The sequence below is a fragment of the Nonomuraea polychroma genome, assembly GCF_004011505.1.
In the GTDB taxonomy this organism is placed as follows: domain Bacteria; phylum Actinomycetota; class Actinomycetes; order Streptosporangiales; family Streptosporangiaceae; genus Nonomuraea; species Nonomuraea polychroma.
This window is the reverse complement of the sequence record NZ_SAUN01000001.1, coordinates 10,786,798-10,804,497: the sequence shown is the minus strand read 5'-3', so window position 1 is coordinate 10,804,497 and position 17,700 is coordinate 10,786,798. Positions and strand designations below refer to the sequence as shown.

20 protein-coding genes are annotated in these 17,700 nt (G+C 70.8%); 7 read left to right on the top strand and 13 right to left on the bottom strand.

Annotated features, from left to right (window positions below):
- Positions 1 to 10: 10 nt before the first annotated feature.
- From EDD27_RS50485 to EDD27_RS50475, 3 genes are all read left to right on the top strand, one after another.
- Positions 11 to 1,603: an acyl-CoA carboxylase subunit beta gene (locus tag EDD27_RS50485; RefSeq protein ID WP_127939825.1), complete on the top strand. Its 1,593-nt coding sequence runs from the start codon at positions 11 to 13 to the stop codon at positions 1,601 to 1,603.
- Positions 1,600 to 1,809, top strand: coding sequence for an acyl-CoA carboxylase subunit epsilon (locus tag EDD27_RS59140; protein WP_127939824.1), 210 nt, complete (start codon positions 1,600 to 1,602; stop codon positions 1,807 to 1,809). Before EDD27_RS50485 ends, EDD27_RS59140 begins: the two co-directional genes overlap by 4 nt.
- Before the next feature lie 107 nt (positions 1,810 to 1,916).
- Positions 1,917 to 2,855 carry an NYN domain-containing protein gene (locus tag EDD27_RS50475; RefSeq protein WP_127939823.1) on the top strand — a complete coding sequence of 313 codons (939 nt, stop codon included), beginning with the start codon at positions 1,917 to 1,919 and terminating at the stop codon, positions 2,853 to 2,855.
- On the opposite strand, the gene EDD27_RS50470 is transcribed toward EDD27_RS50475, so the two are convergent.
- Positions 2,844 to 3,806 (bottom strand): ArsR/SmtB family transcription factor, encoded by a 963-nt coding sequence (locus EDD27_RS50470; protein WP_127939822.1) that lies wholly within the window; start codon positions 3,804 to 3,806, stop codon positions 2,844 to 2,846. The two genes, EDD27_RS50475 and EDD27_RS50470, sit on opposite strands and share 12 nt — an antisense overlap.
- A gap of 61 nt (positions 3,807 to 3,867) precedes the next feature.
- Between EDD27_RS50470 and EDD27_RS50465 the strand changes: the two genes are divergently transcribed.
- The 4 genes from EDD27_RS50465 to EDD27_RS50450 all read left to right on the top strand — a co-directional run bounded on the left by EDD27_RS50465 (position 3,868) and on the right by EDD27_RS50450 (position 7,385).
- Entirely contained in the window at positions 3,868 to 5,088 is a 1,221-nt protein-coding gene (locus EDD27_RS50465; protein ID WP_241564677.1) for an MFS transporter, read from the top strand.
- A gap of 113 nt (positions 5,089 to 5,201) precedes the next feature.
- Positions 5,202 to 6,587 (top strand): DNA-3-methyladenine glycosylase 2 family protein, encoded by a 1,386-nt coding sequence (locus tag EDD27_RS50460; RefSeq protein ID WP_127939821.1) that lies wholly within the window; start codon positions 5,202 to 5,204, stop codon positions 6,585 to 6,587.
- Positions 6,584 to 7,093, top strand: a complete 510-nt coding sequence (locus EDD27_RS50455) for a methylated-DNA--[protein]-cysteine S-methyltransferase (RefSeq protein ID WP_127939820.1) — start codon at positions 6,584 to 6,586, stop codon at positions 7,091 to 7,093. Before EDD27_RS50460 ends, EDD27_RS50455 begins: the two co-directional genes overlap by 4 nt.
- A 31-nt stretch (positions 7,094 to 7,124) precedes the next feature.
- Positions 7,125 to 7,385 carry a MarR family transcriptional regulator gene (locus EDD27_RS50450; RefSeq protein ID WP_421917067.1) on the top strand — a complete coding sequence of 87 codons (261 nt, stop codon included), beginning with the start codon at positions 7,125 to 7,127 and terminating at the stop codon, positions 7,383 to 7,385.
- Here the strand turns inward: EDD27_RS50450 and EDD27_RS50445 are convergent.
- From EDD27_RS50445 to EDD27_RS50390, 12 genes are all read right to left on the bottom strand, one after another.
- On the bottom strand, positions 7,378 to 8,334 hold the full coding sequence (locus tag EDD27_RS50445) for a hypothetical protein (RefSeq protein ID WP_241564676.1): 957 nt from the start codon (positions 8,332 to 8,334) through the stop codon (positions 7,378 to 7,380). The genes EDD27_RS50450 and EDD27_RS50445 overlap by 8 nt on opposite strands.
- Positions 8,331 to 8,930 carry a hypothetical protein gene (locus tag EDD27_RS50440; protein ID WP_127939817.1) on the bottom strand — a complete coding sequence of 200 codons (600 nt, stop codon included), beginning with the start codon at positions 8,928 to 8,930 and terminating at the stop codon, positions 8,331 to 8,333. The genes EDD27_RS50445 and EDD27_RS50440 overlap by 4 nt, the downstream gene beginning before the upstream one ends.
- Positions 8,927 to 11,644 (bottom strand): BTAD domain-containing putative transcriptional regulator, encoded by a 2,718-nt coding sequence (locus EDD27_RS50435; RefSeq protein ID WP_241564675.1) that lies wholly within the window; start codon positions 11,642 to 11,644, stop codon positions 8,927 to 8,929. The genes EDD27_RS50440 and EDD27_RS50435 overlap by 4 nt, the downstream gene beginning before the upstream one ends.
- Before the next feature lie 103 nt (positions 11,645 to 11,747).
- Positions 11,748 to 12,158 carry a TadE/TadG family type IV pilus assembly protein gene (locus tag EDD27_RS50430; protein WP_241564674.1) on the bottom strand — a complete coding sequence of 137 codons (411 nt, stop codon included), beginning with the start codon at positions 12,156 to 12,158 and terminating at the stop codon, positions 11,748 to 11,750.
- Complete coding sequence (locus EDD27_RS50425; protein ID WP_127939816.1) at positions 12,151 to 12,552, bottom strand: TadE/TadG family type IV pilus assembly protein; 402 nt, start codon at positions 12,550 to 12,552, stop codon at positions 12,151 to 12,153. The genes EDD27_RS50430 and EDD27_RS50425 overlap by 8 nt, the downstream gene beginning before the upstream one ends.
- Positions 12,549 to 12,947 carry a TadE/TadG family type IV pilus assembly protein gene (locus tag EDD27_RS50420; RefSeq protein ID WP_241564673.1) on the bottom strand — a complete coding sequence of 133 codons (399 nt, stop codon included), beginning with the start codon at positions 12,945 to 12,947 and terminating at the stop codon, positions 12,549 to 12,551. The genes EDD27_RS50425 and EDD27_RS50420 overlap by 4 nt, the downstream gene beginning before the upstream one ends.
- A gap of 22 nt (positions 12,948 to 12,969) precedes the next feature.
- Positions 12,970 to 13,200, bottom strand: a complete 231-nt coding sequence (locus EDD27_RS50415; RefSeq protein WP_127939815.1) for a hypothetical protein — start codon at positions 13,198 to 13,200, stop codon at positions 12,970 to 12,972.
- Positions 13,197 to 14,120 carry a type II secretion system F family protein gene (locus tag EDD27_RS50410; RefSeq protein WP_127939814.1) on the bottom strand — a complete coding sequence of 308 codons (924 nt, stop codon included), beginning with the start codon at positions 14,118 to 14,120 and terminating at the stop codon, positions 13,197 to 13,199. Before EDD27_RS50410 ends, EDD27_RS50415 begins: the two co-directional genes overlap by 4 nt.
- On the bottom strand, positions 14,113 to 14,961 hold the full coding sequence (locus EDD27_RS50405) for a type II secretion system F family protein (protein WP_127939813.1): 849 nt from the start codon (positions 14,959 to 14,961) through the stop codon (positions 14,113 to 14,115). The genes EDD27_RS50410 and EDD27_RS50405 overlap by 8 nt, the downstream gene beginning before the upstream one ends.
- A 3-nt stretch (positions 14,962 to 14,964) precedes the next feature.
- Positions 14,965 to 16,260 (bottom strand): TadA family conjugal transfer-associated ATPase, encoded by a 1,296-nt coding sequence (locus tag EDD27_RS50400; RefSeq protein WP_127939812.1) that lies wholly within the window; start codon positions 16,258 to 16,260, stop codon positions 14,965 to 14,967.
- Positions 16,257 to 16,973, bottom strand: coding sequence for a CpaE/TadZ family protein (locus EDD27_RS50395; protein ID WP_127939811.1), 717 nt, complete (start codon positions 16,971 to 16,973; stop codon positions 16,257 to 16,259). The genes EDD27_RS50400 and EDD27_RS50395 overlap by 4 nt, the downstream gene beginning before the upstream one ends.
- Position 16,974: 1 nt before the next feature.
- Positions 16,975 to 17,643 carry a hypothetical protein gene (locus EDD27_RS50390; protein ID WP_127939810.1) on the bottom strand — a complete coding sequence of 223 codons (669 nt, stop codon included), beginning with the start codon at positions 17,641 to 17,643 and terminating at the stop codon, positions 16,975 to 16,977.
- Between the last annotated feature and the right edge of the window lie 57 nt (positions 17,644 to 17,700).

The window sequence follows — 17,700 nt, the reverse complement described above, 5'->3', positions numbered from 1 at the left end:
TGAGCGACCGATGAGCACAGCAGCTGCGGAGCCTATGCCGGACAAGCCGGACATTCATACGACTGCAGGAAAGATCGCTGACCTCGAGCGCCGCCTCGATGAGGCCGCGCACGCCGGATCCGCGGCGGCGGTGGAGAAGCAGCACGCCAAGGGCAAGATGACGGCCAGGGAGCGGGTGCTGGCGCTGCTGGACGAGGGCTCGTTCGTGGAGTTCGACGAGTTCGCCAGGCACCGGTCCACGATGTTCGGGCTGGAGAAGCGGCGGCCGTACGGCGACGGCGTGATCACCGGGCACGGCACCGTCGACGGGCGGCAGGTCTGCGTGTTCTCGCAGGACGTGACCGTGTTCGGCGGCTCGCTCGGCGAGGTGTACGGCGAGAAGATCGTCAAGGTGCTGGACATGGCGCTCAAGACCGGCTGCCCGATCATCGGGATCAACGAGGGCGGCGGCGCGCGGATCCAGGAGGGCGTGGTCGCGCTCGGTCTCTACGCCGAGATCTTCAAGCGCAACGTGCACGCCTCCGGCGTTATCCCGCAGATCTCACTCATCATGGGCGCCGCGGCCGGCGGGCACGTCTACTCCCCCGCACTGACCGACTTCGTGGTGATGGTGGACCAGACGTCGCAGATGTTCATCACGGGCCCGGACGTGATCAAGACGGTGACGGGCGAGGAGGTCACGTTCGAGGAGCTCGGCGGGGCCCACACGCACAACACGAAGTCGGGCGTGGCCCACTACCAGGCCGCCGACGAGGAGGACGCCCTCGACTACGTCAAGGCGCTGCTGTCGTACCTGCCGTCGAACAACCTCGACGAGGCGCCGGTCTTCGAGCCCGCCGCGGACCTGGACCCGGATCCCGAGCTCGACGAGCTGATCCCGGACTCGGCGAACCAGCCGTACGACATGCACCGGGTGATCGAGCACGTGGTCGACGACGGAGAGTTCCTGGAAGTGCACGCGTTGTTCGCGCCGAACGTCGTGGTCGGGTACGGCCGGGTGGACGGCCAGCCGGTCGGGGTGGTCGCGAACCAGCCCATGCATTTCGCCGGATGTCTGGATATCAACGCATCCGAGAAGGCCGCAAGATTTATTCGAACATGTGATGCTTTTAATATTCCTATCCTGACTTTCGTTGATGTACCGGGATTCCTGCCCGGCACCGATCAGGAATGGAACGGAATCATCCGGCGCGGCGCCAAGCTCCTCTACGCCTACGCCGAGGCCACGGTGCCGCTGATCACGGTGATCACGAGGAAGGCGTACGGCGGCGCGTACGACGTCATGGGTTCCAAGCACCTGGGCGCGGACGTGAACCTGGCCTGGCCCACCGCCCAGATCGCGGTCATGGGCGCGCAGGGCGCGGTCAACATTCTTTACCGCCGCGAGCTGGCCGCCGCCGAGGACCCGGACGCCGAGCGCGCCAGGCTCGTCACCGAGTACGAGGACACGCTGGCCAACCCGTACATCGCGGCCGAGCGCGGATACGTGGACGCGGTGATCCGGCCGTCCGACACCCGGCCACAGGTCGTCAGAGCGCTGCGCGCGCTGCGGAACAAACGGGCGACGCTCCCGCCGAAGAAGCATGGGAACATCCCGCTATGACGGCACATCTGCGTATTGTCCGGGGCGACGCCACGCCCGAGGAGATCGCCGCGTTGGTGACCGCGCTCGCCACACGACAGAGCTCGCACGCCCAACCGCCAACGCCACCCCAACCACGTCGGCAAACATGGCGAAACCCCGCCAGAGGCATGCGTAAGCCTGCCCTTCCCGGGAAGTCGGCATGGCGGATGAGCGCTCTACCTTAGATAGATCCTGGGAAACGGGTGTCAAGCTCGCCGGGAGTTGGGACTATCTAGAGAAAGTAGGCGTATATAGTCGGCCGATCAACTAACACCGCGGCCTGGAGGACGACATGGCCATCCCAGACCTCATGCCGCATCCTGTGGCAGCCAAGTACGCCGTCCTAGTGGATGTCGGTTATCTCTATGCGGCGGCAGGCGAAGTGCTGCTCGGCGCCAAGGAGCGCAAGGAATATCGGGTGGCCGCAGATGAGCTCATCCAGAGTCTACAGAAACATGCAGAGGAACGTATTTCTGGCGAACTTCTGCGGATCTATTGGTATGACGCCGCCCGTGACCGCGTGCCCACCGTCGACCAGCGGGTCATCGCCCAGCTCCCCTGGGTCAAGGTGCGCCTTGGCAACCTGAACGCCCGTGGCCAGCAAAAAGGTGTGGACGCGCAGATCAGGAGCGATCTGGAGGCCCTGGCGAGACATCATGCGGTCACCGACACGATCCTGCTGGCCGGTGACGAGGACATGGTCCCGGCGGTGGAGGCCGCGCAGGCGTACGGCGTGCGCATCCACCTGTGGGGCGTCGAGCCGCCGTACGGCACCAACCAGGCCGAGCGCCTGGTTTGGGAGTCCGACACCGTGGAAGTGATCTCTGCTGATTTCCTGAGGCCCTTTTTCAGCCGTGCTCCCCAGCCTGTCCCCGTCACCCCGCCTGCCGCTCCCTCGCCCGCCCAGGTCTTCGCCGGCCGCGCGCCGGTCAAGCCGCACGCCAAGCCGGGGCAGGTGGCCAAGCTCGGGCCGAGCCGGCCGCGGGTGGAGGACGTGGGCGAGCACGTGGCGCAGAAGTGGATTCTCACCCGTGGCCGCGACAACATTCGCGACCTGCTGCCGGGGCCGATCCTGCCGACCGTGATCGACACCGAGCTGCTGATCGAGGCGGAGAAGGAGCTCGGCCACTCGCTGCGGCCGTTCCCGGAGGCCCGGGTGTGGCTGCGTGACGGGTTCTGGGCGCGCGTCTACCGCGAGTTCGACCTGGGTGTGGGGGTCTCATCGAAGTAGCGCCTCGGCGATCTCCGTGCGGGCGTACAGAACGTATCGGCCCGTACGGTGCGCCGAGCACAGTCCCGCCTTGCGGAGCGCGGTGAGGTGCTGGTTGACGCCGGGCTCGGAAAGCCCGGCACGCTGGGCCAGGTCGCGCGTGGAGGCGGGCTGGTCGAGCTCGGCCAGCAGCCGGGCACGGGTCCTGCCGAGCACGGCGGCCAGCGCCTCCGGCGGTTCCAGCTCGCGGCGCTCCCACAACGTGGCGATGCCGCGCGGCGCGTAGCGCACGGTGGGCTGGTACGGCGGCGTGGTGACCGAGAAGACCCGTGGCGCGACGAACACGCACGGCACCAGCAGCAGCCCGAGCCCGCGCAGCGAGCGCACTCCCGACGCGTACCGGTGCTTGATGCGCAGCGTCCCGTCCTCCCAGGTGACGGCCTGGTCGAGGTCCGCCAGCATGCGCTGGGCGCCGCCCTCGGCGAGCAGCTTGGCCCGGTAGAGGATCTCGCCTTCCAGCAGCGACCTGATCCGCGGCCAGTAGGGCGCCATCGCGGCCGCCCAGTAGGTCTCGACCTCCTGGGCCAGTCGGTCCAGGCCCCGCTCGGGGTCGTCGTAGAGGGCTTGGACCCGTTTCGTCCGCGGGCCTGGGATCTCGTCCAGGTCTGAGCGGACCCGGTCGGCCGCGCCTCGCATCGTGGCGAGTTCCAGCTCCAGGTCCGGCAGGGACGTGGACGGGGGTGTGCAGGTGAAGCCGGCGATGGCGATCGTCGGCACCGGCACCAGGTCGGACAGCAGGCGCCAGTCGACGTCCTGGAGGCGCCGGTGTACCTGCTTTGCCCAGGGGCGCAGGAGGGGGTGGGCGTTCGGGTCCTTCACCACGCGGACGCTGGCCACGACCTCGCCGAGCGGTGAGATCGCGAAGCGGGTGTCGGCGATGTCGCGAGCCGTGAACGTCAGGTCCAGGGTCATTGGATTCGCGTGTCACTTAATCGATGGCCACTTTTGTTGATATCTCAGCACTCTGGCTGGCATGTCGGCAACTGTGATGGAAGAGCCGCTGCTGCGGTTCCGCGGATTTCGTAACCTCTTCGTCGCCGGGGCGGTCAGCCAGCTCGGCAGCCAGATCAGCTACGTCGCGCTGCCCCTGCTGGCCGTGACCGTACTGGGCGCGGGCGCCGGTGAGGTGGGGCTGCTGGCGGCGCTCGGCACGCTCACGGTGCTCGTGCTGGGGCTGCCCGCCGGGGCCTGGGTGGACCGGGTACGGCGGCGGCCGGTGATGATCGCCACCGATCTGCTGCGTGCGGGGGCGCTGCTGTCGGTGCCGGTCGCCTGGTGGGGCGGGTGGTTGTCCATGGGGCAGCTCTATGCGGTGGCGGTGCTGGTGGGGGCGGGCACGCTGGTGTTCGACGTGGCCTCGATGGCTCTCGTGCCCGGGCTGGTGGGGCGCGAGCGGCTGACGTCGGCGAACTCGCTGCTGGTCGGGATGGGCGCGGGCATGGACATCGCGGGGCGGAGCATGGCCGGGGTGCTGGTGCAGGTCGCGGGGGCGCCGGTCGCGGTGCTGGCGGACGCGCTGAGCTACCTGTGGTCGGCCGCCTGGCTGCGTCGTGTGCCCGAACCGCCGACGACCCTGGAACGCCGGGAGCCGATCGGGCGGCAGATCTCGGCCGGCGTGCGTTTCCTCTTCCACGACCGGGTGCTCGTGGCGGCCCTGGTCCAAGGGACCATGGCGAACCTGGCGTTCCCGCTCTGCTCGGTCCTGTTGCCGGTCCTCCTCGTCGGCGAGCTCGGTTACCCGGAGTGGGTGCTCGGCGCGTACCTCGCGGTCGGCGGGCTCGGGGCGCTGGCGGGCTCGTCCTTCGCCCACTTGATCGGCCGCCGCCTCGGCACCGGCCGGGCCACCTGGCTCGTCAGCCTGGCCACCGCACCCGCCTCGCTGGCGATCCCGTTCCTGGACCGGGGGCCGTGGTTGTGGGCGGCCGCGGCGGCCTGGTTCGTGGTGGCGTTCCGTACCGGGGTCAACAACGTGCTGCTCGTCAGCCTGCGGCAACGCGTCACCCCCGACGCCATGCTGGGCCGGATGACGGCCACGATGCGGCTGCTCCTCATGGGCGCGGTCGGCCTGGGCGGCTTGCTGGCGGGCGCGCTCGGCGAGATCTGGGGCGTGCGCTCCGCGTTGTGGCTGGGCGCCCTGATCATGGCCGCGAGCTGGATCCCGATCCTCTTCTCCCCGCTCCGCCGCCACCCCTGAGAATCCATGTCCGATTCCTGCCGGTCATCTGCTGTGACCTGCTGACCTGGTGTTTCACGGTCGTGTCCGATTTCCGCCGGTCAACACTCGGCGAAGCGCATACCGTCGAAGACATGTCACCACTTGAGCTCGACTTCGACTCCTGCTACCGGGCCGTCTCGGCCAGGGACGCCCGGTTCGACGGGCGCTTCTACACGGCGGTGACGACGACGCGCATCTACTGCCGCCCGATCTGCCCGGCTCGTACGCCGGCGTCGCGCAACGTGCGCTTCTACCGGCACGCGGCGTCGGCCGAGGCCGCCGGGTTCCGCCCGTGCAAGCGCTGCCGCCCCGAGCTGTCCCCCGGCGACCCCGGCTGGGACGTGCGTGGCGACCTCGTCGGCCGGGCTCTGCGGCTGATCGACGACGGCGGGGCCGACGAGCAGGGCGTCGCGGGGCTGGCCAGGCGGCTGCACATCACCGAGCGGCACCTGCACCGGCTGTTCGTGGCCGAGCTGGGCGTCGGGCCGCTGGCGGTGGCGCGGACGAAGCGGCTGCTGCTGGCCAAGCAGCTCCTGACGGAGACAGGGCTGCCGGTGACGGACGTGGCGTTCGCAGCCGGGTTCGGGAGCGTGCGGCAGTTCAACGCGACGATGCGGGAGACGTACGGCTTCACGCCAAGCGAGCTGCGGGCCACGGCCGGGCCGCGGGTGTCCGACGCCTCGCTCAGGCTGCGGCTGCACCGGCGGGAGCCGTACGACGTGGAGGGGGTCTTCGCATTTCTGGCCTCCCGGGCGATTCCCGGGCTGGAGGTGGCGGACCGGACGTCGTACTCCCGGGCCGTGCCGGGTGGGACGATCACGCTCACACCACGGCAGGACCACATCGCACTCGACGTGGCGGTGGACGACACGCGGCAGCTCGCCCGCGTCGTGGCCCGCTGCCGCCGCCTCCTCGACCTGGACGCCGACCCTGACGCCATCGCCGAGATCCTCGGCCAGACCTCGCTCGGGCCTTTGGTCGCGGCGCGGCCCGGGCTGCGGGTGCCGGGGGCGTTCGACGGGTTCGAGCTGGCCGTACGGGCGGTCGTGGGCCAGCAGATCTCCGTGGCGGGCGCCCGTACCCTGCTGGGGCGCATCGTCGCCAGGGCCGCCGCACCCGGAGGCCTCTTCCCTGCGCCGTCCCACCTCCTGGAGACCGACCTCACCGGCCTGGGCCTGACCAACCGCCGGATCGAGACCCTCAAGGACCTGGCCGCCCGCCTGGCCGAGGGCCAGATCGACCTGGACGGCGGCCAGGACCCCGCGGAGGCGGTGGCGGGGCTGCTCGAAGTCCCCGGCATCGGCCCGTGGACGGCCAGCTACATCGCGTTGCGGGCGCTCCGCGACCCCGACGCCTGGCCCACGGGCGACCTCGTGCTCAAGAAGCGCATGGCCGCCCTGGGCATCACCGACGATCACATCGAGCGGTGGCGGCCCTGGCGGGCCTACGCCGCGCTGCACCTCTGGAGCTCATCATGATCGCTGCACAGCTCATCCCGACCCCCATCGGGCCTTTGTCCCTGCTGTCCCGCGAGGGAGTGCTGGTCGCGGCCGGCTTCACCGCCGACCCGAAGGAGATGTACGCCCGCCTCACACCCGCGCTCCAGGCGGAGGGCCTGGAGGTGGTGGACGACCTGGGTGCGGCGTCGGAGGCCGTCCGCGCGTACCTGGCGGGCGACCTGCACGCCCTGGACGCCATCCCGGTCTCCCAGCCCGGCAGCCCGACACGCAAGCGCCTGCACGAGGCGTTGCGCGAGGTCAAGGCGGGGACGACCGTGTCGTACGCGGAGCTGGCCGAACGGGCCGGGCTGCCGAAGACGGCGGCACGGGCGGCCGGGTCGGCGTGCGCGCAGAACCTGATCGCGCCGTTCGTCCCATGCCACCGGGTCCTGCCCAGCAGTGGAGGGTATGGCGGCTATTACTACGGCGTACCGGTCAAAGAGTGGCTGCTTGCCCACGAATCCGGGGGAATCACCTACCCATAGCAATGTCTCGGGCCGTCAGGACGGCCGGCACATGCGCATGCAGCAGCCGGCCCGCGCGGTCGGGCTCAGCCAGAGCGCCACCACGCGCCTCGTCACCAGGCTGGAGAACCGCGGGCTGCTCAGGCGCTACCTGTGCGAGGACGACAGGCGCGGCATCTGCTCCGAGGTCACGCAGGACGGACGGGACCTGCTCGCGCAGGCCCGCCCGACGCACGACGCCGTGCTCAAGGAAGTGCTGGCCGAGGCGGCGGAGCAGCCGGAGCTCGCCCCGCTCGCCGCGGTCCTCAGTTAGGCGGCTTGACGTTGCTCTGGATCTCACCGACCGGCACGTCCCGGGTCACGCCGAGCTCCACCGGCGCGAACTGGAACGGGACCACGTCGCCCTGGACCTCCACCGGCCACACGGCGGTGACGGTCAGCGGGTACGTCTCGCGCGGCTGATCGATCGAAGAACGCAGGTAACGTACGCCGCAGGAGAACTCCCCGCCTTTGACGTACGGCTTCCCGGCCGTGCCGCACCCGCTCTCGGTCACCTCCGCACGATCCGGAGTGGTGCCGGAGTCGATCTTGAGGTCTTGGAGCGTGGCCACCAGTGTCACGCTCATGACGCCGGGGATCTCGGCCGTGACCGAACGGCGGGTCTCGCCTATCCCCTCCAGCCAGACGTGGGTGGGCAGGTTCACGAAGCTCTTGGCGTCCGGATTCAGCTTGACGGTCTGCTCGGGCACGGTCATCGCGGCCCTGGCGAGCTCGGCCAGCTGCTCGATGGTGATCCCCGAGGGCGGCGTGACCCCAGGCGGCACGAACAGGAACTGCTGGAGATCGGCCCAGCAGGCCGCTCCCGCTGGATCGCCCTTGTTGTAGCCCGGCGTCCACCACAACCCCTTCTGGCCCAGCTTGTCCTTGAACTGCTGGGTGAAGGCGCGGAAGCTCTCCTCGTCGATCCGCGCTCGGTTGGCCGCGTCACGGCCCTCCGTGAAGAAGCGGTGCATGTCCTCGGCGTTCAGGAAGGGTTCGTACCAGCACGGTCGCTTCATCCGGAAGCCGTCACCCTTGCCGCCTCTGACACCATTGCCGGAGACCTTGATCCGTCTCGACTCGATCTCGGCGCGTAAATTCTCCCCGGAGTCGCCGATCTGGGAGCCGCGTGCGGACGTGTCACTTCCCGGCCCCGGATCGTAGGTGATCCAAGGCTGCAGGAGCAGCAGTCCTGCCGTCGCAATCGAGATCAACGCTTTCATCGGGTGCATCCTTCTCTGGGAGTGAGGTAGGACCTGATGCGCCACACTCCGTCGTCACCGTGGTGCGCGGCCACGCTCTCGGCGTAAGGGCGGGTCCAATCAGGGTGGGGGGAGACGACCTCCCCGGTGCGCGAGGAGATCAGGCGCACTTTCGACTCGTCCACGCATGCGTCGATCTGCGCGCCCCTGCCCATGCGCGCGCTGACCCGCAGGTTGTAGATGCGGCCCGTGCCACGCATCGAGCGTTCCTGGTCGATGAGCTCGTTCACCCACTCGGTCGCCTGGACCTGGGCGTCGATCTCGAGGTTGCGCTTGTAGCCGCGTTTTCCCTCGACGACGGCCTTACGGGTGCCGACGTACTGGTCGACCATGACCTTCAGCAGCGGGTCCGGGTTCGCGGGCCATTCCACCCGCACGCGCATGCCCTCGGCGATGTCGATGAGCTGCGGGCCGGACGGAAGCCCCTCTTCCGCCGGCTCGGTCTGTGCCGTGTCGCTCTTCGCGGGTTTCGGCGCCTCCTGCGGCCGGTACGGCTGCTCGGCCTGGCCGCAGCCCGCCACGGCCAGCAGGATCAGCGCCATCGCCATTCGTCTCATGCCGACGACTCCCTCACGACGTGGATGCGCCACGTGGGCAGCAGTTCCTCGATCAACGCCTCGGTCTCCGGAGCCATCCCGCCGCCGTACGGGTGCGAGGCCGCTCTCCTGGTCAGACCCTCGACGACGGCGCGCAGTCGTACGACGTCCTCGGTCGCGTGCGTGGCCCGCAGCAGGTCGCGCCACAGGCCCTCGTCGTCGGCCGCCAGCAGCAGCGCCGCGCGTACGGCCGCCACCGCGGCGTCCGGCTGCTCCTGCGCGAGCCTGATCTCGCAGAGCTGGTGCGCCGCGTCGGCGACCTCGGCGGCCACGTCGTACTCCAGGTCCTCGGCCGCCAGCCACGCGTACCTGCCGGGCGGCCGACCGGCCAGCAGCGGCCCCCTGACCAGGCCGAGCGCCTTCTCCAGCAGCACGGCCCTGGCCATCGGGTCGACGTGCGAGCGGCGAACGAGCTCCCGGAACAACGCCCAGTCCGTACGCACCTCGGGCCCAAGCCGCAGCCGCCCGGCTCCGTCGGTGAGCAGGTGGCGGGGTCCCAGCCATTCGGCGACCCTGGCGATCGTGGCGTCCCTGACCATGTCCTGCACGCCACGCGGCCACAACACCCCGCCGAGCACCACGGGATGCACGCCGCCCGGGTGTGTGGCCAGGTAGATCAGCAGCTCCGTGGCCAGCGCGAGCCGGCCTTCCTCCAGCGGGCCGAGGCCGAGCAACTCGATGGGGCCGAGCATCCTGATCTCGACGGCCGGCGGGTGCAGTCCCGGCAGCGGCTCCGCCTCGGGGATGGCCTCGCCGTCGAGCCGCCCGGCGGTGCGGAACAGATCGACGAGCGCCCGGTAGTGGCGGCGGGGCAGGAGCTGGGCATCCACCTCGAACCCCAGCTCGGCGATCTTGGCCTTGCCGTCGTCGCTGATCTCCAGCGTCCACGTGGCGTGCGGGACGTCGCCCGCGACGACGTACCCGGCAGTGTCCCTGCGGGCCAGCAGCGCCAGCCGGCGCGCCTCCTCGTGCGTGGGCGCGACCGCGGACAGCAGGTAGTGGGCGTCGCGCGGGCTGCCGCTGATGCGGCCGGTCAGCACCTCCCTGCGGGGCGCCGCGGCGGCCTCCAGCTCGGGGAGCACCTCGGCCAGGCTGCCGACGGCCCTGATGCGGTCGGGGGCGATCGCGGTCAGCTCCTCGCCGAAGCCGACGAGCGTGACGCGCATGCGGTCGGACCAGCGGTTGGTGGCCAGCTCGACGGCGAGGGCGGCCAGCGCGGCCGTGGTCTGCGTGCCGCGTACGTTGATCAGGCCCTGCGCGGCTTCGAGGTCGATGAGCACCCGTCCGTGCACGTTCGTGCCGATGGAGACCAGCCCCGGGTACGGCGCTCCGCCCAGCTGGTTCTCCGCCAGCATGCGGCCCTCGTGGGCGGGCAGCCGCCACACCTGGCCGCCGTCCTCCGCCGTCCAGGGCGCGGGCGGGTCGGGGGCCGGCGGATGCACCCACAGGTCGAGCGTGCGTGGTGACAGGTGGGCCGCGTACACGATGGGCGGGGTGCGGTGCTGCGCCGCCAGCTCGGCGCCGAGCAGGCGCAGGCCGATGTCCAGGATGCGAGCGCCCGGCGCGTCCCCGCCCAGCCGGAGCGCGACCTCGGCTTCGGCGGCGTCGCCGCGCGGGCGGGCGATCCTGCGGCCGAACACCCGGTTCCACAGCTGCTCGCGGCGCCGCCTGGCCAGCACGAGGAGCAGCCCGGCGGCGGCCAGCGAGGCCGCGGCCAGGTATTCGACCAGGTCGTCGCCCTGGCTCTCGCGGACGATCGGCTGCTCCTGCTGCTCGGGCTCCTGCCGCCGCTGGTCCTGCTGCTCCGGCAGGCGGTGCTTGGCCTCGCCCCTCTTCTCGGTCTTCCGCTCGACGTCGTCCTTCTTCTTCTCGATGTGGTCGGGCACCTGCGCCCGGCCCGGGTGGTCGCGCAGCGTCTCCTCGCGCGGCTGGTCGACAGGGACGATGTGGACGTTTCTGGCGTCGTCCGGCATGTCGAGCACCCAGCCGGGCCTGATCAGATCAGCCATCTTCAGGCGGGTGCCGTCCGGCTGCACTTTCGCCTGGTTGAGTCGGTAAATTTCGGGATAGCGGCGGCCGTCGCCCAGGCACTTCTCCGCGATCTCCCACAGGCTCTCGTGGTGGCGGCCGTGCGGCGGCTGGACGACGTACACCTTTTTGGTCTTGTTCGTCTCCATCGCCTTCTCGACGATCGGCGCGGAGTACGCCACCGCCGTCACGGGAGGTGCGGCGGGAGTGGGCGTCAGCTTGGCGATCGGCGCGAGCATCGCCCCGGTGGTGAACAGCAGCAGCACGGCGCCGACGAGCTTGTTGGCCAGGGCCTGGGTGCCGCCGGAGAACGGCACGCGGGCGGGCATGCCCACCCGGCGGACCCCGGCGTACACCTCGACGAGCACACACGCGAACAGCTGGAACCAGGCCAGCCACACCAGCAGCACCAGCACCGCCACGATCGTGCTGGGGCCGACCCGGCTGGTGAGCGTCTCGAGGTCGAGCAGCTCCGGTCTGAGCGGGGGCCCGACGAACGTGAGCAGCGCGTACGGCACCCCGCCCACGAGCGCGACCAGCACGACCAGCGCCGCGAGCCCGGCGACCACGTCGCCGGCGCTGCGTCTGGCGGGCATGCGCGCGGACGTGTGCCGCCCCTGGGGACGCGCGGGCTCTCGCGTCGGCATCGCCTCTCTGTCTCCTTTACCTCGGGGGCTCCGCGCCCTTCGGGTCTCCGGTCCAGCGTCTTGCCTCGTGCGTTCCGCAATCCATCGAGTGGAGCGATTCGGTCTATCTCGCTTCGGGCGCGGCGGTCGCCTGGCCGGTCATCTCCGAGCCGGGGAATCCGATCGCGCCGAGGAAGAACGCCTCCCACCGCACCGACACGGTGACCGTCACCAGTGCCTGCCCCTGCCCCACCGAGCACTCGCCGCTGGTCACGTCGTCGCCGCCCTGGGCCGCGACGATCTCGTCGGCCCGCGCGCACACCTGGTCGTCGCCGAGCAGCCTGGTCTCCCCGATGGCACGCAGGTGGTCCACGTCGATCTGGTCGGCGCCGGCCCGCGCGGCCTGCTCGGCCACGTCGGCGGCACGCAGCCGGGCGTTGATCGCCGCCCCGCCGTCCACCAGCAGCCCGGCCAGCAGGAACACGACCACGGAGAACAGCACGGTGAACACCGACATCGAGCCGCGTTCACTCATCGATCCTCCTGAACTGCTCCAGAGGCACCACGGCCGTGCCGGTCATCTGCTTGGTGCCGCCGAAGCCGAGGAAGCCGAGGTCGAGTTCGCACGTCACCTCGGCCTGGACCTGGCCGCCCTGCTCCCACGCCGAGCCGTCCAGCGTGACCGACGGCGACCCGCAGGGGCCGGTGAGCGTGCTCTCGGCGATCGCCTCGGCGGCCGCCTCGGCCTCGTCGAACGTACGCTGCACCGACGCCGCCCTGGCGGCGTCCCTGGCCGCCCCGTTGACCCGCCCCTGGGTCTCCACGAGCACCCCGGCGCCGACGAGGAACATGAGGAACAGCAGGAAGAGCGGGGCCAGCATGACCGTCTCCACGGCCATGGAGCCGCGCTCGGGATCTCTGGTCGTCATCCGCAGTCCTCGCCGCCGTCGTCGGGGCGGAAGCACTCGACGGGACCGCCCGCGGTGGCGGTGATCGTGAACGTGAGTGGCGGCAGCAGCGGGATGACCTGCACGGCGCTGCCGGTCACCGTGACGAAGCGCTGGTCGGGCTCCCGCTCGGACGTCGTGGCGGTGGCGTTGCCGAGCAGCCGCGGCCCGATGGCCCGCACGATGTCGGTGGCCTTGGCCGTGGCCGCACCGGGCCAGTCGCCCGAGTCGATCGGCGCCGCCCTTGCCACGCGGGCGCCTTCCCTGGCGGCCGCCTCGGCCACCTGCCGCCCGTGGAACCAGAGCGCCACCTGCACGATGAGCAGCACCACCGCGAGCACGACCGGCATGAGGATGGCCAGCTCGACCGCGGTCACGCCGCGCTCGCCGTCGCGGGGCCTAGCCGCCGCCACCGCCGCCGCCGCCGCCGCCGAAGTTCGACCGGATCTGCTCCTGTTGCTGCTCGACCAGGCTTCTGATCAACGTGGCCAGGCCGAGCGCCACACCGGCGATGATGGCGGTGATGATCACCCATTCCACGGCGGAGGCGCCGCGGGTGGGCGCCGTGCGGGCGCGGTGGATGCGCAGGCTCAGCCACGCGGTGAGGTAAACGATCCAGGGATGGTTCATGAGACCCCCAACATCTTCATTGCGGCGGGAAAACTGAGAAAAATCACGAATCCGGCGCAGAGCAGGAGCTGGGCCACGAGCATCGACTGCGAGCGCTCGCCCGCCCGGCCCTCGATCTCCGCCAGCTCGCGGCGGCGCAGGGTGGCGGCCCTGGCCGTGAGCGAGGCGCGTACCTTGGCGCCGTCGTCGGCCACGAGGCCGAGCGCTGCGGACAGGTCACGCAGCTCGTCGACGTTGATCTCCTCGCCGAGCTGGCCGAGTGCCTGCCATGGGGTGATGCCGACGATCCTGGCGCCGCTCAGCGCGTCGCGGATGCGGCCCATCGCCCAGTTGGGCCGCTCGCCGCTGACCGAGACGGCCATCATGAGCGCCTCGGGCACGCCGCGACCGCCGGCCAGGTTCATGGAGACGAGGTCGAGGAACGCGCTCACGGCGTGGCGGAAGTCGCGTCTCCTCGCCGCCGCCTCCTTCTTCACCTGCAGGTCGGGCAGGAAGAAGAACAGGATCGCCACGAGCACGGAGGTCCAGAACGGGATGGTCAGCGAGGCGCCCCACTCCATGAGCACCAGCCAGCCGAGCAGCAGCGGGAAGGCCAGCAGGCCACTGGCACCCAGCAGCGCCTTGGTGGCGAGGAACGCCTCGAACGACCGTCCCAGCAAGGCCAGGTCCGCTCTGGCCGATCTCGCCTCCCAGCCGCGGGCGCCGTAGAGGCGGGCGAGCCGCGCGCCGAGGCCGCGGCGGAACGCGCTGACCTCCTCGTCCGGCAGCACGAGCTGGATACGCGGGGCGCCGGCGTCCTCGCGTACGGCGTCCAGCGCCAGCAGCCGCGCCACCAGCCCGGGGCGGGCCGGGAACAGCGCCCGCAGGAACACGAACAGGCCGAGCCCCAGTACGGCGCCGGCCAGCGCGCCCTCAACCATTGCCGCCCCCTCCCGTCAGCAGCCGCGTCGGTTTGTCGAACCTGGCCAGCCGTCTCATCCACGCGAACCCCGCCCCGAACAGCCCGGCCACGACCACGAGCACGGCCTGGCCGAGGAGGCCTTCGTACTCGGCGACGTAGGAGGGGTTGAACACGACGAGGATCCCGGCGAAGAGCAGCGCCGTGATCACGACGATCTGCACGCTGCGCCTGGTCGAGCGGCGTTCGGCCTCGACGCGGCGGCGCATGTCGAGCTCCTCGCGGGCCGAGACGGCCAGCGCGCCGAGCACGTCGCGCAGACCGGGGCCGCGAAGCTTGGAGTTGAGGATGAGCGCGGCCACCACCAGGTCGGCCGAAGGGTCGTCGAGCTCGTCGGCGAAGAGGGCGAGCGCCTCGGGCAGCGCCATCCTGGTGTGCAACCGGTCGATCATGGCCCGCAGGTGGGGCCTGAGCGTGGGCGCGGCGGCCCTGATGGACGACGGGATGGCCTGTTCGAGCCCGGCCGCGCCGGCGATCGTGTCACGCAGCGACTCGGTCCAGGCGGCGAGCCCTTCGAGGCGGCGCATGGCCGCGCGTTCCTCGGCCGCGCCGCCCGACAGGCCGCGCCAGGCGAACACCAGCAGCACCGTCCCCACCGCCATGACCGGCCAGCGGGTGATCACCAAGACGACGGTGGCGGCCACGGCGGCGATCGCGGCGCGCGTGGTCAACATCTTGACCAGGTGCCGCTTGGGTTGCGGCGGGCGGGGGCGCAGGCCGTACAGGGAAAGGACGAACAGGAACAGGCCGCCGCCGGCCACGGCGCCGGCCAGCAGGGCGAGCGGGTCGAACGTGAGCGGCATCCGTCACCATCCCCCCGGCGTGTAGCCGTGCGCCATGAGCTCGTCCAGGCAGGAGACCGGGGCATGCGGGACGGCGCCGCCGCCGGGTCCCGGGACGAACACCTCGCTCGACAACACGCGCCCGTCGCAGCCGTTGACCTCGCGGATGCTGGAGACGTAGCGGCGCAGGGTGCCGCCGCGGTGGTAGTCGTTGCGCTTCTCGATGAAGACCACGAAGTCGATGGCGCCCGCGATGAGCATGTGGGTGGCGTCGATGGGCAGGCGCTCGCTGGCCTGCAGGGCGTAGGTGGCGATGCGGTTGAAGACCTCCATGCTGGAGTTGGCGTGGATGGTCGACAGGGAGCCGTCGTTGCCCTGGGTCATCGCGTTGAGCATGGTGACGATCTCGTCGCCGAGGACCTCGCCGACGATGACGCGGCTGGGGTTCATCCGGAGCGACCTCCTGACCAGCTCGGCCATGGAGATCTCGCCCTGCCCCTCGGAGTTGGGCAGGCGCTGCTCGAAGGCGACGACGTTCGGGTGGAGCTCGGGGAACTGGTCGAGGCCGAGCTCCAAGGCGCGCTCGACGGTGATGAGGCGCTCGCTGGGCGGGATCTCGTTGGCCAGGGCCCGCAGCAGGGTGGTCTTGCCGGCGTTGGTGGAGCCGGCGATCATGAGGTTTTTGCGGGCGGCGACGGCCGCGCTCAAGAACCTCCCCACGTCCGGACTTATCGTGCCGTTGCCGACTAGATCGGACATGAAGACCTTGCCCAGGCGGGCGCGGCGGATCGACACCGCCGGCCTCACCGTGACGTCCATGACCGCGCTCAGCCGGGAGCCGTCCGGAAGGCGCAGGTCGAGCTGTGGGTTGGCGGTGTCGAACGGCCTGCTCGACAGGCCCGAGTACGCCGCCAGAATCTGGATCAGCTCGATCAGCTCGTCGTCGGACTCGGCGACCGGGTCGTGCATGAGCTCCTGGCCGTCGGCGTAGCTGACGAACACCTTGTCGCAGCCGTTGATGTCGATGTTCTCGACCTCGGGGTCGTCGAGCAGCGGCTGCAGGCGGCCCACGCCGAACAACGCGGCATGGATGCCGGCCGCGAGCGCCTCCTCCTCCTCCACCGTGGGGGGCGTGCGGCCGAGGCCGATCTCGCTGCGCGCGTGCTCCTCGAGGACCTGGGAGATCAGCGCCCTGGCGAACTGGCGCTCGTCCTCCCCCGTCATCGCGGGCAGGCCGTTGGCCTGGTCGAGCCTGCGCTGATGGGCCAGGCGGTCGCCGACCTCCTGGCGGAACCGCTTGACCAGCGAGTGATCGATCATCGGTGGCTCACCAGCCTCGCCGCCAGGTCGCGAGCCGTACGGATGAGGAGCGAGCGGTCCAGGCGGCCGCCCCACTGGCCGCGCAGGAGCTCGGCGCCCTTGGGGTCGTACGCGAGGCCGTGGACGAACTGCACGCTGGGGCCGACGATCCTGCGGACGTCCTCGATCGAGGCGCGGTAGGCGCGCGGGTCGGCGATCACCACCACGCCGTGGGCCTTGGTGATCTGGAGGCGTTCGCGCAGGTGGGCGACGTGGTCGAGGGTCGCTCTGGTCAGCAGCACGACCTGCTCGGCCTCGGCCAGCAGGTCGCCGAGCTGCGGGTACGCTCCTAGGCGGCCGCAGTCGGCGATCACGTCGGCGTTCGGGATCCCGGCGAGCGACCTGCCGAGCGGGCCCCACAACCAGGTGAGACCCGCGGCCTGCTCGCCGTGGGTGAGCCCGGCCAGCACGTCCAGCCCACCGATGATCTTCTGCGTGTGCTGGTGTATCTGGGCGGGTTCCAGGCCGCGCCGGGCCGTCGCGCCCAGCGTGAGCAGGCCCTTGCCCGGGTTGAGCACGCCGCCGTCGGCGGCGGGCAGACGGTAGGCGAGGTCGCCGCCGGCCGGGTCGCACTCGGCCAGCAGCACCGGCCGCGGCCAGACCGCGGCCATGGCCGTCGCGGCCGTCGTCACCCCCGGCGCGCCCTTGTCGGCGGCCAGCACGATCAGTCCCACGTCAGCGTGCCCCCGGCAGCTCGGCCACCGCGATCTCACCGGTGGAGGCGAACGCCGCTATTTCCGCCGCGGCCGCCGAATCCACGACCACCGTGATCTGGCCGGAATTTCCAGATCTGGACTTGTCGCCCGAGGCGAAGACGAGCGCGCTGGACGCCAGGACGCGTGTTTGTCCCTGGCTCGAGCGGCTCGGCACGAATATCACCTGGACGCGGTCGCCTTGTTGGATGCCGGCGGGCATTTGCCCTGGCTTGAGCGCCAATCCGACCGTCGCCTTTCCCTCGCCGAGCTCGGTGCTGGCCCGGACGCCCATCTGGTTCGTCAGCAGGGTGCCGGGGAGGATCGTGACGGCCGCGAAGCTGTTGACGACCTGCTGGCGCTGCGACCAGCTGACGTAGTCGATGCCCGTCTCGGCGATCTTCACCTCTTCGAGCGCCTCGGGCGGGAACTTCTGACCTGCGCCGATCTGCTGGGTGACCCTGATGGCGGAGACGCGGTCGCCGCTGTTGAGCACGAGCAGGGTCGTGGCCAGCGCGCCGCCGAGGATGAGCAGGACGGCGAGCGCGGCCAGGGCCGGCTTGCGTTCGCGGGGTGGCACGGGGAGCTTGCGCGAGGCCGGGCCGGACAACCCCGCCGCCGCGTTGACGGCAGGCTTTTCACTGGTCCTCATGGGTGGGGGGCTCCCAATGTGAATTGTGGAATCCACGCCATTATGTGGGGCTGGTCC